The organism is Neisseria sp. P0009.S007 (assembly GCF_051962515.1).
In genome coordinates, this window is the sequence record NZ_JBQCVF010000036.1 from 1,627 (window position 1) to 15,518 (window position 13,892).

At 48.5% G+C, this 13,892-nt stretch carries 13 protein-coding genes and 1 pseudogene; 6 read left to right on the forward strand and 8 right to left on the reverse strand.

The genetic code is table 11. From position 1 onward, the window contains the following. From ACTHS3_RS05270 to ftsZ, 6 genes and pseudogenes are all read left to right on the forward strand, one after another. Window positions 1-171: pseudogene (locus ACTHS3_RS05270) on the forward strand (undecaprenyldiphospho-muramoylpentapeptide beta-N-acetylglucosaminyltransferase); the annotation flags it as partial. A gap of 166 nt (window positions 172-337) precedes the next feature. After that, window positions 338-1,747 (forward strand): UDP-N-acetylmuramate--L-alanine ligase, encoded by a 1,410-nt coding sequence (gene murC, locus ACTHS3_RS05275; protein WP_004518876.1) that lies wholly within the window; start codon window positions 338-340, stop codon window positions 1,745-1,747. An 87-nt stretch (window positions 1,748-1,834) separates the two neighbouring features. Continuing rightward, window positions 1,835-2,749 (forward strand): D-alanine--D-alanine ligase, encoded by a 915-nt coding sequence (locus ACTHS3_RS05280; protein WP_049335322.1) that lies wholly within the window; start codon window positions 1,835-1,837, stop codon window positions 2,747-2,749. Next, on the forward strand, window positions 2,739-3,458 hold the full coding sequence (locus ACTHS3_RS05285) for a cell division protein FtsQ/DivIB (RefSeq protein WP_004518874.1): 720 nt from the start codon (window positions 2,739-2,741) through the stop codon (window positions 3,456-3,458). Before ACTHS3_RS05280 ends, ACTHS3_RS05285 begins: the two co-directional genes overlap by 11 nt. A 74-nt stretch (window positions 3,459-3,532) precedes the next feature. Then, entirely contained in the window at window positions 3,533-4,783 is a 1,251-nt protein-coding gene (ftsA, locus tag ACTHS3_RS05290; protein ID WP_004518873.1) for a cell division protein FtsA, read from the forward strand. Between the two features lie 252 nt (window positions 4,784-5,035). Beyond that, window positions 5,036-6,235: a cell division protein FtsZ gene (ftsZ, locus tag ACTHS3_RS05295; protein WP_004518872.1), complete on the forward strand. Its 1,200-nt coding sequence runs from the start codon at window positions 5,036-5,038 to the stop codon at window positions 6,233-6,235. A 119-nt stretch (window positions 6,236-6,354) separates the two neighbouring features. Here ftsZ and ispH read toward each other — a convergent pair whose 3' ends face one another. The 8 genes from ispH to pilB all read right to left on the reverse strand — a co-directional run bounded on the left by ispH (window position 6,355) and on the right by pilB (window position 13,661). Continuing rightward, on the reverse strand, window positions 6,355-7,323 hold the full coding sequence (ispH, locus tag ACTHS3_RS05300) for a 4-hydroxy-3-methylbut-2-enyl diphosphate reductase (protein WP_004518871.1): 969 nt from the start codon (window positions 7,321-7,323) through the stop codon (window positions 6,355-6,357). A 13-nt stretch (window positions 7,324-7,336) separates the two neighbouring features. Continuing rightward, on the reverse strand, window positions 7,337-7,843 hold the full coding sequence (lspA, locus tag ACTHS3_RS05305) for a signal peptidase II (protein WP_070625073.1): 507 nt from the start codon (window positions 7,841-7,843) through the stop codon (window positions 7,337-7,339). A 148-nt stretch (window positions 7,844-7,991) separates the two neighbouring features. Continuing rightward, the gene (gene glyQ / locus ACTHS3_RS05310) at window positions 7,992-8,891 is read right to left on the reverse strand and encodes a glycine--tRNA ligase subunit alpha (protein ID WP_004518869.1); all 900 of its coding nucleotides are present in this window, start codon (window positions 8,889-8,891) and stop codon (window positions 7,992-7,994) included. Window positions 8,892-8,972: 81 nt separating this feature from the next. Then, window positions 8,973-9,155: a DNA gyrase inhibitor YacG gene (gene yacG / locus ACTHS3_RS05315; RefSeq protein ID WP_004518868.1), complete on the reverse strand. Its 183-nt coding sequence runs from the start codon at window positions 9,153-9,155 to the stop codon at window positions 8,973-8,975. Continuing rightward, window positions 9,152-9,772, reverse strand: coding sequence for a dephospho-CoA kinase (gene coaE, locus ACTHS3_RS05320; RefSeq protein ID WP_004518867.1), 621 nt, complete (start codon window positions 9,770-9,772; stop codon window positions 9,152-9,154). The genes yacG and coaE overlap by 4 nt, the downstream gene beginning before the upstream one ends. Next, window positions 9,772-10,659: a prepilin peptidase gene (locus ACTHS3_RS05325; protein ID WP_004518866.1), complete on the reverse strand. Its 888-nt coding sequence runs from the start codon at window positions 10,657-10,659 to the stop codon at window positions 9,772-9,774. Before ACTHS3_RS05325 ends, coaE begins: the two co-directional genes overlap by 1 nt. A gap of 1 nt (window position 10,660) precedes the next feature. Next, window positions 10,661-11,902 (reverse strand): type II secretion system F family protein, encoded by a 1,242-nt coding sequence (locus tag ACTHS3_RS05330; protein ID WP_004518865.1) that lies wholly within the window; start codon window positions 11,900-11,902, stop codon window positions 10,661-10,663. Window positions 11,903-11,981: 79 nt separating this feature from the next. Beyond that, window positions 11,982-13,661 carry a type IV-A pilus assembly ATPase PilB gene (gene pilB / locus ACTHS3_RS05335; RefSeq protein WP_004518864.1) on the reverse strand — a complete coding sequence of 560 codons (1,680 nt, stop codon included), beginning with the start codon at window positions 13,659-13,661 and terminating at the stop codon, window positions 11,982-11,984. Window positions 13,662-13,892: the final 231 nt, after the last annotated feature.

The following is a 13,892-nucleotide window of genomic DNA, read 5'->3' on the forward strand; positions in this document are numbered from 1 at the left end:
GAAGCTGGTTTGCTGCTGCCGCAAACTCAACTGACGGCAGAAAAACTGGCCGAAATCCTCGGCGGATTAAACCGTGAAAAATGCCTGAAATGGGCGAAAAATGCCCGTACCTTGGCGTTGCCGCACAGTGCGGACGATGTGGCGGAAGTTGCCATCTCTTGTACCGAATAAGCAGGCGGACTTCGAGTAAAGGCCGTCTGAAAAGTTGATTAACGGCGTTTCAGACGGCCTTTATTGCTTTTGTTAAAATTCCTTTACAATAAAAGCATAGCGCAGAAGCGGATAGCCCTTTAAAATAACGCCTTTACGCACTAAAAACCAACCGGAACGCAACGTTATGATGAAAAATCGAGTGACCAACATCCATTTTGTCGGAATCGGCGGCGTCGGCATGAGCGGTATTGCCGAAGTTTTACACAATTTGGGCTTTAAAGTTTCCGGTTCGGATCAGGCGCGTAATGCCGTTACCGAGCATTTGAGCGCTCTCGGCATCCAAGTTTATCCCGGCCATACTGCCGAACACGTCAATGGCGCCGACGTAGTTGTTACCTCTACTGCCGTCAAAAAAGACAATCCCGAAGTCGTTGCCGCGTTGGAACAGCAAATCCCCGTCATTCCGCGCGCGTTGATGTTGGCAGAATTGATGCGCTTCCGCGATGGTATCGCCATTGCCGGTACGCACGGCAAAACCACAACCACCAGTCTAACTGCTTCTATTCTCGGCGCGGCAGGACTTGACCCGACTTTCGTTATCGGCGGCAAACTCAATGCCGCTGGTACCAATGCCCGTTTGGGTAAAGGCGAATACATTGTTGCCGAAGCCGACGAATCCGATGCTTCTTTTCTGTATCTGACGCCGATTATGTCCGTCGTGACCAATATCGACGAAGATCACATGGATACTTACGGTCACAGCGTTGATAAACTGCATCAGGCGTTTGTAGATTTTATCCACCGTATGCCGTTTTACGGTAAGGCATTTTTGTGTATCGACAGCGAACACGTCCGCGCGATTTTACCGAAAATCAGCAAACCTTACGCCACTTACGGCTTGGACGATACCGCTGATATCTACGCAACCGACATCGAAAACATCGGTGCGCAAATGAAATTTACCGTTCATGTTCAAATGAAAGGACATGAGCAAGAGCCGTTTGAAGTTGTTTTGAATATGCCCGGCCGCCACAACGTCCTCAATGCGTTGGCGGCTATCGGCGTTGCGCTGGAAGTTGGCGCATCGGTTGAAGCCATTCAAAAAGGCTTGCTCGGCTTTGAAGGTGTCGGTCGCCGCTTCCAAAAATATGGCGACATTAAATTACCAAACGGCGGAACTGCTTTGCTGGTGGACGATTATGGCCATCATCCTGTTGAAATGGCAGCAACCCTTTCCGCTGCGCGCGGTGCATACCCTGAAAAACGTTTGGTCTTGGCTTTCCAACCACACCGCTATACCCGCACACGTGATTTGTTCGAAGATTTCACCAAAGTCCTCAATACCGTTGATGCGCTGGTGTTGACCGAAGTTTATGCCGCAGGCGAAGAGCCGATTGCCGCAGCCGATTCCCGCGCCTTGGCACGCGCCATCCGCATATTGGGCAAACTTGAGCCGATTTACTGCGAAAACGTTGCCGACTTGCCGCAAATGCTGCTGAATGTTTTGCAGGACGGCGATGTTGTGTTGAATATGGGTGCCGGCAGCATCAACCGCGTTCCGTCTGCATTGGTGGAATTGTCGAAACAATCATAATAAACGGGCATATTGGTCTTTGAGGGCAGATAGGTCGTCTGAACAATATTCAGACGGCCTGTATCAGTATTTAAGAAAGTGGAAATTATGCAGAATTTTGGCAAAGTGGCCGTGTTGATGGGCGGCTTCTCTAGCGAGCGCGAAGTTTCTCTGGACAGCGGCGCCGCTATTTTGGCTGCCTTGAAAAGCAAAGGCGTCGATGCCCATGCGTTCGACCCCAAAGAAACTCCGTTGTCTGAATTGAAAACACAAGGTTTTCAGACGGCCTTCAATATTCTGCACGGTACTTTCGGCGAAGATGGCGCGGTTCAAGGCGCGTTGGAACTGATGGGTATTCCTTACACCGGCAGTGGTGTGGCCGCTTCCGCGCTGGGTATGGACAAATACCGCTGCAAACTGATTTGGCAGGCCGTGGGTTTGCCTGTTCCTGAGTTTGCTGTATTGCATGACGACAGCGACTTTGATGCTGTTGAAGAAAAATTGGGCCTGCCGATGTTTGTGAAACCTGCCGCGGAAGGCAGCAGCGTCGGTGTGGTAAAAGTAAAAGAAAAAGGCCGTCTGAAAAGCGTTTACGAAGAATTGAAACATTTGCAGGGTGAAATTATTGCCGAACGCTTTATCGGCGGCGGCGAGTATTCTTGCCCGGTATTGAACGGCAAAGGCCTGCCGAGCATTCATATTATTCCAGCTACTGAGTTTTACGACTACGAGGCTAAATACAACCGCGACGATACGGTTTATCAATGCCCGTCGGAAGATTTGAGTGAGGATGAGGAAAACCTGATGCGCGAACTGGCCGTGCGTGGCGCGCAGGCGATTGGTGCGGACGGTTGTTCGCGCGTGGACTTCCTAAAAGATACGGACGGTAAGCTGTATCTTTTGGAAATCAATACCTTGCCCGGTATGACCAGCCACAGTTTGGTGCCAAAATCTGCAGCCCATACCGGCGTAGATTTTGCTGATTTATGTATTGAGATTTTGAAGACCGCTCATGTGGGATGATGCAGGCGCATTGGGTCGGCTGACCCGCCGGCTATTGGTGCTGATGACCTTTCTACTGATAGGTTCGGGCATAGCTTGGCTTTACAATTCCAAATATTTTCCTGTGAAACAGATTGCCATTCAGGGTAAGCTGAAATATGCTTCCAACAAAGAATTGCAAACCGTTGCACGAGAGCATATCAGGGGTAATATGTTCCGCGCCGATATTGATTCGGCGCAGGCCGCTTTTCAGGAATTGCCTTGGATTGACTCGGCAATGGTACGCCGCCGTTTTCCGGAAACCGTGGAAATTATCCTGACCGAGCGTGTGCCGGTTGCGCATTGGCGCGCTGGCGGCTTGGTGGACAGTAAGGGCAATGTGTTTGCCGCAAGTCTGAAACAGGACCTGCCTATATTTGAAGGGCAGCAGGGGACAGGCAAAGACATGGTCAAACATTATGCGGACTTTTCCGGTATTTTGAGCCCGTTGAAACTGACCATCAAAGAATTGATCTACACGCCGCGTTCGGCATGGCTGCTTGTATTGAACAACGGCATTACCGTGCGTTTGGGGCGTGAAAATGAAATCAAACGTTTGCAGCAGTTTGCCCAGATTTGGCCATCGCTGCTGCGTAAAAAACAAAGTCGTATCGAGTATGTCGATATGCGTTATAAGGATGGTTTTTCAGTCCGTTACAGGCCGTCTGAAAACCCTTCCGAGAGTGAATAGCCGATTAGACGTGAAGCAATCTTGTTTCAAAAATAATCAAACCGTCAGTCAGACAACATAGCGAACGAGCAATTATGGAACAACAAAATAAATATATCAGTGCCTTAGACATTGGTACGTCCAAGGTCATTGCCTTAATCGGTGAGATTCGGGAAGATAACGAAATCCACATTGTTGGCTTGGGTCAAAGCCCTTCACGCGGCCTGCGTGCAGGTATGGTGACCAACATTGACGCCACTGCACAAGCCATTCGTCAGGCGGTAGAAGATGCCGAGCTGATGGCAGATACCAAAATTTCCCACGTCGTTACCGGTATTGCCGGTAACCATATCCGCAGCCTGAATTCACAAGGCGTGGTAAAAATTAAAGATGGCGAAGTATCGCAAGCCGATATCGATCGCGCCATCGAAACGGCTAAAGCCATCAATATTCCGCCTGATCACAATATCTTACATACCGTGGTTCAAGAGTACATCATCGACAACCAACCCGGTGTGAAAGAGCCTATCGGCATGAGCGGCGTGCGTTTGGATACCCGTGTACACATCATCACCGGTGCGAACACTGCTTTGCAAAATATCCAAAAATGTATCCAACGTTGCGGCCTGCAAATGGATCAAATCATGCTTCAGCCTTTGGCAAGCGGTCACGCCGTTTTGACTGAAGACGAAAAAGATTTGGGCGTGTGCGTCATCGATATTGGCGGCGGTACGACCGACATCGCGGTTTATACCAATGGCGCCATCCGCCATACCGCGGTTATTCCCGTTGCTGGCGATTTGATTACCAAAGACTTGGCACAAGCCTTGCGTACGCCGCACAGTGCAGCCGAGTACATCAAAATCCATTACGGTGCTGCTATTCCGACTATGGACGGCTTGGATGAAATGATTGAAGTTCCTAGTGTTGGCGACCGTCAATCACGTCAAATTTCACGCCGTGTATTGGCTGAAATCATCGGCCCGCGTGTAGAAGAGATTTTGGAATTGACGCTGAACGAATTGCGCCGTTCCGGCTTCCCTGAAGAAGTGCTGACTTCCGGTATCGTTTTGACCGGCGGTGCTTCTATGTTGACTGGTATTGTTGAGTTGGCGGAAGAAGTCTTTAATTTGCCGGCGCGTATCGGTGTTCCACAAGAAATGGGCGGTGTGTCCGAGCGTATCCGCAATCCACGCTATTCAACAGCGATCGGCCTGCTTCAGACGGCCTATGCAGCCGAAGAGGGTGAGCAAACCAGCCGAACCGGTGCGATTGCCCTGAATGATTCAGGCAAAAAAATGGGTCTGTGGGAAAAAATCCAAAGATTCTTCAGAGACAATTTCTGATAAAAGTTTTCAGGGCAGGCGGTGCAGCAACCGTTTGTCCTGAATATTTAAGTGGAATTAAACGGTTTTAAATAATTGCCAAGTGAATAATTTAAAACTTGTATATTTTCTGTTAAAGAATGTAGTAAAAATATAACGCCGACAGCCGAATGGTAAGAAGATTTTTGCCAGTATCTGAATACTTCTTATATAATACGGATAATGAGTTATTTTTGAACCGTCCTTATAAAGCGGGGCGCGGAGGATTATTGAATGGAATTTGTTTACGACGTAGCAGAATCAGCAACGAGCCCTGCTGTTATTAAAGTTATCGGTTTGGGCGGCGGCGGCTGTAATGCCATCAACAACATGGTTGCCAACACTATTCATGGCGTTGAGTTCATCAGTGCCAATACCGATGCACAATCATTGGCTAAAAACAATGCGGCTAAACGCATTCAATTGGGTACAAACCTGACTCGCGGTTTGGGCGCCGGTGCAAATCCTGAGATCGGTCGCGCCGCTGCTCAAGAAGATCGCGAAGCCATCGAAGATGCCATCCGTGGTGCAAACATGCTGTTCATCACTACCGGTATGGGTGGCGGTACAGGTACTGGCTCTGCTCCTGTTGTAGCTGAAATCGCTAAAGAAATGGGTATCCTGACCGTTGCGGTTGTAACCCGTCCGTTTGCTTACGAAGGCAAACGCGTACACATCGCTCAAGCAGGTTTGGATCAGCTCAAAGAGCGCGTTGATTCCCTGATTATTATCCCTAACGACAAATTGATGACTGCTTTGGGCGAAGACGTGACCATGCGTGAAGCTTTCCGTGCGGCCGACAATGTACTGCGTGATGCGGTTGCCGGTATTTCCGAAGTGGTGACTTGTCCTAGCGACATGATCAACTTGGACTTCGCCGACGTGAAAACTGTGATGAGCAATCGCGGTATCGCCATGATGGGTTCTGGTTTCGCACAAGGTATCGACCGTGCTCGCTTGGCTACCGACCAAGCTATCTCCAGCCCGCTCTTGGATAACGTTACTTTGGATGGTGCACGCGGTGTATTGGTAAACATTACCACTGCTCCTGGTTGCCTGAAAATGTCTGAGTTCAACGAGATTATGCGTATCGTCAACCAAAATGCACACCCTGAAGTGGAATGCAAATTTGGTGCTGCCGAAGACGAGAGCATGAGCGAAGACGCTATCCGTATTACCATCATTGCTACCGGCTTGAAAGAAAACGGTACTGACAACCAACTGCGCGCTGCTGCTCGTACCCAACAATTGGTACGTGGTGCGGAAGAAACGCCTCAAGCTCAAAGCCAAAGCAGTGCTGAAAGCCTGGTTCGTACCAACCGCAATATCCGTTCTATGAATCTGACTGCGGCTGATTTCAGCAACCAGTCTGTACTGGATGACTTTGAAATTCCGGCTATCTTGCGCCGTCAGCAACATACTTCTGAGAAATAATCAGGATCATGTATGAAAAGACCTGCCTTAAAGGCGGGTCTTTTTTATTAGCAAAATAAACTTAAGGCCGTCTGAAAGTTTTCAGACGGCCTTAAGTTCAAATAAAGCAAATAACAAACTCACCCTTTATTTAGGATTTGCTTGTTTTCACCCTCACGACGCAACTCTTTAGGCAAGACAAATACAATGCTTTCTTCTGCACCTTCTCCTTCGCGTATGGTCTCGTGTCCCCAGTTTTGAATGGTTTGCAAGACTTCTCGAACCAAGACTTCGGGCGCAGATGCCCCGGCAGTGACACCGACCTTGGTTTTGTTTTCAAACCATTCTTTCTTCAGATAGGTAGCATTATCGACCATATAGGCATCAACTCCGCGCAATGCGGCTACTTCACGCAAGCGGTTGCTGTTGGAAGAGTTGGGCGAGCCGACAACAATCACAATATCGCATTCTTCCGCCAATTCTTTAACGGCAGTTTGACGGTTGGTTGTAGCGTAGCAGATGTCTTCTTTGTGCGGATTGCGGATATTGGGGAAGCGTTGGTTTAAAGCAGCAATAATGTCTTTGGTTTCGTCTACCGATAAAGTGGTTTGGCTGACGTAGGCAAGTTTGTCAGGATTTTTGATGTTCAGTCCGGCTACATCTTCCACTGTCTCAACCAAAAACATTTTACCCGGGGGCAACTGTCCCATCGTGCCTTCCACTTCGACGTGGCCTTTGTGGCCGATCATGATGATTTCGTAATCTTGCTCATCGAGGCGGGCTACTTCTTTATGAACTTTGGTGACCAGAGGGCAGGTGGCATCAAAAACGCGGAAACCACGTTGTGCCGCTTCTTCCTGTACGGCTTTGGATACGCCGTGAGCAGAGTAAATCAGTGTGGCACCCTTTGGGACACCCGCCAAGTCATCGACAAAGACGGCACCTTTTGCCCGCAGATTGTCCACGACGAATTTGTTGTGAACGACTTCATGGCGGACGTAAATGGGTGCGCCGAATTCTTCGAGTGCACGTTCAACAATGCTGATAGCACGGTCAACACCGGCACAGAAGCCGCGGGGATTGGCAAGGATAATGGTTTTTTGAGTCATGTGCGTTCCGTTTTCAGACGGCCTTTGTGTCGTTTGAAGGTGTTTTTTTGTGCAGCAAACCGTCTATTACCAAGCAAACTGCGCCAACGCAGATAAAGCTGTCGGCAATGTTAAATGCGGGGTAGAACCAGTTTTGCCAATAGAAAAGCAGAAAATCGACAACGTGGCCGTGAATCAGACGGTCAACCACATTGCCAATTGCGCCGCCGATAATCATGGCTGCCCCCAGTTTGCCCCAGCGTCCAAACTCATCGCGCCAGATGGCACGGGCCAAATACAGGCTGATGACGACGGCCAGACCTAAAAAGAAGAATTTTTGCCAGCCGCCTTGGTCTGCCAAAAAGCTGAATGCCGCGCCTGGATTATAGGCAAGCGTCAGGTCAAAAAAGTCTGGAATGATATTGAGGCGTTCGCCTTCGGTAAAGTGTTTCAAGATTTCCCATTTGCTCAGTTGGTCAAGAATGATGGCAACGAGGGAAAGTAAGAAAAAGGGCGTTTTTGCAGAAGAGAATGAACTCATGTTTTCAGACGGTTTATGTAATAAAGGGCTTATTTTACCTGAAAGCAGGCAGGAAGTGTTTGCGATGGCATCGACGTTAAGGCCGTCTGAAAATAGAAACGCCGCCACTTGAATGTATCAAAGGGCGGCGTGGCATGTATGTGAGGGCTTATTGGTTTTTAAGTAATGGGAAGCCCAGTTTCTCGCGACTTTCAACGAATTTTTGCGCAACGATACGGCTCAGTGCACGAATGCGGCCGATGTAGGTTGCGCGCTCGGTAACGGAAATGGCGCCGCGTGCATCCAAGAGGTTGAACGTGTGGCCGGCTTTGAGTACAAGCTCGTAAGCAGGTAGGGCAAGACTGGTGTCTTCAACTGCAAGCAGGCGTTTAGCTTGTTCTTCGTAGTTGTTGAATTGGCGCAAGAGCCAATCGGCATCGCTGTATTCGAAGTTGTAGGTGGATTGTTCGACTTCGTTTTGATGATAAACGTCGCCGTAAGTGACGATGTTACCATCAAGGGTTTTTGCCCAAACGAGGTCGTACACGTTTTCTACGCCTTGCAAATACATGGCGAGACGCTCGATACCGTAGGTGATTTCACCAAGTACAGGGGAGCAGTCGATACCGCCGACTTGTTGGAAGTAGGTGAATTGGGTTACTTCCATACCGTTGAGCCAAACTTCCCAACCCAAACCCCAAGCGCCGAGAGTAGGGTTTTCCCAGTCGTCTTCGACAAAGCGGATGTCGTGTACTTTAGGGTCGATACCCAATTCGCGCAGGGAGTCGAGGTATAGGTCTTGAATATTGGCGGGAGCTGGTTTGAGCGCAACTTGGAATTGATAGTAGTGTTGCAGGCGGTTGGGGTTGTCGCCATAGCGGCCGTCTTTGGGGCGGCGGCTGGGTTGAACGTAAGCGGCAAACCAAGGCTCCGGGCCTAATGCGCGCAGGCAGGTGGCTGGATGCGAAGTACCGGCACCGACTTCCATATCGAAAGGTTGGATAACGGTGCAGCCTTTGTCTGCCCAGTAGTTTTGTAATTTGAAAATAATTTGTTGGAAGGTGAGCATGGTGGATGGAATAGATTGGAATAAAGAGGGTATTTTACTGTTTTGAGCTTGTTTTGGATAGGCTGAAGGAAGCGGCGTAGGTTATTTGCTGTTCAATAGGTCTGAAAAAGGGTCGTCTTCTGAAGAAACAGTGTATTTTTCTTGCGCCCATTCGCCTAAATCAATGAGTTTACACCGTTTGCTGCAGAAAGGGCGGTAGGGGCTGTCGGTGTTCCAAACGACTTTTTTGTGGCAGGTCGGACATTTTACAACAGGAGCGGTCATGCAGTTTCTTTCAGAGTTTTTGCAATGGATTGATAGTATTGATGCAAATGGGCAACCTTGATTTTTGCTTCTTCCATGCTATGGGTATTGTCCAATACATCGTCGGCATGCAGCAGTCTGTCACGTCGAGAAGCTTGGGTGGCCATGATTTGACGCGTTTGTTCTTCTGAAAAACCATTGCGCTGGTGTACGCGTTTGATTTGGACGGACTCTGGAACATCTACAACCAAAATACGGTCGGTCTCCGCTTTAAATGCCGGATTCTCAATCAAAAGCGGTACATCGACAATGCCGTAGGCGGATGAGGCAAGTTTTTGTTTCTGCTGTTGGATTTTGTTTAAGATTAATGGCAGAAGCAGGTTTTCCAGTTGTTTTTTAGATTGAGGCCGTCTGAAAACTTCTTCCCGTAAAGCCATACGATTCAGACGGCCTTTATGATCAAAAACCTCATCCCCGAAAAGCTGGCGGATGGCAGGAAGGGCTTCGCCGTTTTCAGCGGTCAGTGAGCGGCTGATGGCATCAGCATCGATAATGGGTACGCCAAGTTCGGCAAACATTTGGGCGATAGATGATTTGCCACTACCGATACCGCCGGTCAAGCCTATCCATAATGTCATTATCGGAATCCTGATTGTACGAGCCACCATTGTACCAGTTGGGTAATAGGTGCATTGGCAACCAAAATAATCCATCCTGCCACAGCAAGACTGGGACCAAAAGCAAAATATTGGCCTTTGCCGACACGGGCGATGAGTGCGCCCACCAGCCCGACTAAGGCAGCCATGAAGATCAGAACAGGCAAAATTCCTACGCCCAGCCATGCACCAAGCGCAGCCAAAAGTTTGAAGTCGCCATTGCCCATGCCGATTTTACCGGTCAGAAGTTTATAGACGGCGCATAAAGTATAAAGGCTCATATAGCCTGCGATTGCGCCTAAAACGGCTGAATGCAGGGGCACGAATGTATCATTCAGATTAAACAGCAGGCCGATCCAAATTAGGGGCTGAGTCAGGCTGTCGGGTAAATATTGAGTATTGGCATCGATAAAGGTCAGCGCAATCAATATGGCAGTCAGAATGAATCCGCCAATAGTTGCCCATGACCAGCCGTATTGCCATGCGACAATACCGAATAAGACACCTGTCAGCAGCTCAATCAGCGGATAGCGTATGCCGATAGCGGTTTTGCAGGAGTGGCATTTTCCTCCCAGGAAAACATAGCTGAGGATGGGGATGTTTTGCCAAAGTTTGATTGGGCTTTTGCATTTGGGGCAGCGTGAATCCGGTTTGCGCAGATTAAATGGCTGTTTTTCTTCGTCTTTCAGCTCGATGCCCAAATGCTCTTTAGAAAATTGTGTCCATTCGCGTTCCATCATTATCGGCGTGCGATAAATAACAACGTTCAGAAAGCTGCCAATCAGTAATCCCAAAATAACGGCTAAAGGAATAGCGAATGGCGCAAGAACGGAGAGGGCGTCGATGGCAGAGTAAATACTATCAAGCATATCAACCTACGACATTACCCAAGTTAAACAGAGGCAGATACATGGCAATCAGCAAGATACCGATGAGCGAACCCAATACCACCATGATGATAGGCTCCATCAAGGCAGATAAGCGGGAGACGGAGTTGTCTACTTCATCTTCGTAGAATTCGGCTGCTTTGTTCAGCATATCGTCCAAAGAGCCTGACTCTTCGCCGATGGCTGCCATTTGGATCACCATATTTGGGAACATATCTGTACTTTGCATACTGGATGTTAGCGACAGGCCTTGGGTTACCTTGGCTCGAATATCTTGAGTGGCTTCTTCATAGAGAATATTGCCGGATGCGCCTGCAACTGAATCTAATACTTCCACCAAAGGAACGCCGGCTGCGAAGAGGGTGGAAGTCGTACGCGCCCAACGGGCGATGGTCGCTTTTCGGACGATGGTGCCAAAAACAGGCAGTCTCAAAATCAAAGCATCGATTCGTTTTTGGAAAGTAGGCGATTTTTCATGGAGTTTGTACAGGCCGAAGGCCGAAACAATCAAAAGGATGATCATAATCCAGCCGTAGTCGACGAATAAATCAGACAAGTTCATGACAAGTTGGGTAAGGCTTGGTAACTCTGCACCCATATTGGCATAAACTTCTTTAAAGGCAGGTAGCACAAACATCATCATGATGAAGATAAGCGCAATCGCCACCACGATAATGGCAATCGGATAGGTCAGTGCGGTTTTGACTTTTTTCTTAATGGCTTGGGTTTTTTCTTTATAGACAGCCAGTTTGTCCAATAAGCTTTCCAATACGCCGCCGGACTCGCCTGCGCTGACCAGATTGCAATAGAAGCGGTCGAAATATTTTGGATATTTGGAGAATGATTTGCCTAATGCGCTACCTTGTTCGACATCGGAGCGAACCTGCATCAGCATTTCGGTCATGCTCGGATTGGAGTGGCCGCGAGCAACGATTTCAAAAGCCTGCATCAGCGGCAAGCCTGCCTTCATCATCGTTGCCAGTTGGCGCGTAAACACCGTGATGTCTTCTTGGGTAATACGGCGTTTGCGTGCGGTTTTAACTTTGCTGATACGCAAAGGGCGAATGCCTCTGCGTTGGAGTTTTTTGCGTGCTTCTTCTTCGTCTTTGGCAACTACTTCACCACGGACAAGACGTTCGGTCTCGGTATTTTTTCCTTCAAATGTAAAACGCTTGCCTTTGCTTCTTGAGCCGAACAGACTTCTTTTTTGCTCTGCTTGAGCCATGAGTTATCCCTTGTTTGTAAGAAATAAAGCGGACTGTTTCCCCGTACCGCTTTATTTTAATTTTCGAAAATATGGCAGTTTAGTCATTGGTATGAGCAGTCACTTCTTCCAACGAGGTCAGGCCTTGCATGACTTTCATGAGGCCGGCACGACGCAAGTCTACCATGCCTTCCTGATAGGCCATGTTCATGATATCAACTTCTGTACCGTTGTTCATAATGACTTTTTGCATTTCATCGCTGACCGGCATGACTTCATAAATACCGATGCGGCCTTTAAAGCCTTTGCCGCGGCAGCTGTCGCAGCCAACCGGGCGGTAGAGTTTCCAATCTTGAGCCAAGTCTGCATCGGTAAAGCCGGCTTTTTTCAATGCTGGAACCGGCGGGCGCTCAACTTCGCGTTTGCAGTTTGGACACAGTCTGCGCAACAACCTTTGCGCCATAATCAGGCTGACCGAGCTGGCGATGTTGAAAGGCGCAACACCCATGTTCAAAAGGCGGGACAGCGTGGCTGGTGCATTATTGGTATGCAGGGTAGAGAAAACCATGTGGCCGGTTTGGGCGGCTTTAATGGCGATGTCGGCGGTTTCCAAGTCACGAATCTCACCGACCATAATAATATCAGGATCTTGACGCAAGAAGGATCGGAGTGCGGCAGCAAACGTCAGGCCTTGTTTTTCATTGACGTTGACTTGGTTGACGCCTGGCAGGTTAATCTCGGCCGGATCTTCTGCCGTTGAAATATTCACATCTTCTGTGTTCAAAATACTCAGGCAGGTATAGAGCGAAACGGTTTTGCCCGAACCTGTCGGACCGGTAACCAATACCATGCCGTAAGGGCGGTTGATGGCTTCCAGCAGCATTTCTTTTTGGAAAGGCTCCAAACCGAGCTGGTCGATATTGAGCGATGTACCATCGGAATTTAGGATACGCATCACCACTTTTTCGCCAAACAATGTCGGCAAAGTGCTGACACGGAAGTCAATCGGACGGCCGTGTTTATGGAAGGCAATTTGAATTCTGCCGTCTTGCGGAATACGTTTTTCGGAAATATCCAAACGCGCCATCACTTTGATACGCGATGCCAACTGGCCGCGTACGGCGACAGGCGGCTGTACGACTTCACGCAATTGCCCGTCCACACGGAAACGGACGCGCGCCATTTGTTCGTAGAATTCAAAGTGGATGTCCGATGCGCCCGCGTTCAGGGCATCGGATAAGGTTTTGTGGATGAAACGGGGGATAGGGCCGTCTTCAGCTTCTTCATTGTCGATATAAAGCGATTGCGATTGCTGCGTTGCTTCATGTTCGTCGTTGATTTCTTTCAGAATGGTTGTCGAACGTTGACCCAGCCATTCCAGCAATGAGCTGAGCTGGTCGTCGGGAACTACGACCAAGTCGACACTTAAACCTGAAGCAAAAGCGATTTTTTGAAAGTTTTGGATTTGGGTTGGATCGGATACGGCGAAATAAACCTTGCGTCCGCGTTTGAAAATCGGAATGCAACGGTTTTGCACCATTTGCTCTTCCGTCAGAATGTCGCTGACTACATTATTGCGCGGGTAGTAGTGCAAATCCAAAAGGGGATAGCTGAATACGCGCGCAACTAACTCCCCCAAAGCTTTAGGGGAGATGATGCCGTCTGAAAACAGGTTGGGCAGGATTTCTTTGCCTGATTGTAAAAGGTTGTTGTAATGTTCCGCTTGTTGATTTGAGATGGTCTGGCTTTGAACCAAAACACGCAATAATCCGACACTCATTTTATTTTCCGTTTCTTGTGCAGTTTTCCCTTTAATTTAGAGGAAAGCCGTATTATTTTATCATTATTATGATTAAAGCATATATTTAATTATGCAAATCTGCTTAAGTTGCAAAGACATGCTTCTGCTTTAATTGTATTTTTATTTCAGACGGCCATTATAAAGCAAGGAGAATAGGCGTTAAACTCGATATTTTTGGATTATGATGAAAAAACAACAATTTTGTCGTAT